General features: G+C 81.3%; 1 pseudogene. It reads left to right on the top strand.

The window, feature by feature from the left end:
• Positions 1-268 (top strand): annotated as a pseudogene (locus GTW43_RS31630) (ATP-dependent helicase); the annotation flags it as partial.

Here is a 268-nt window from a genome sequence, read left to right as displayed (position 1 = left end):
GACGCCGGGCCCGCCCGGCTGCAGCAGATCCACGGGGTGGGCCCGCACACGGCGGCCCAGCTGCTCGGCGCCGCGGGCCGGCTCGCGGAGTCCGCACGGCTCACGGCGGCGGTGCCCGTCGACGTGGACGCGCCGGAGCCGCGCACGACGGCGCTGGTGCGGGCGCTGCACGTCCTGGTGGCGGCGGGTCCGCAGGCTCGGCATGCCGTGGACGCGGCCCGGACGCTGACCCGCACGCTCGGTCCGCTCCTGGAGGCGGCGGCGCCCG

Origin of the sequence: Streptomyces sp. SID5785 (assembly GCF_009870065.1) — a bacterium.
GTDB lineage: Bacteria > Actinomycetota > Actinomycetes > Streptomycetales > Streptomycetaceae > Streptomyces.
The sequence above is the reverse complement of the archived record's forward strand: the minus strand, read 5'-3'. Positions and strand labels throughout refer to the sequence as shown.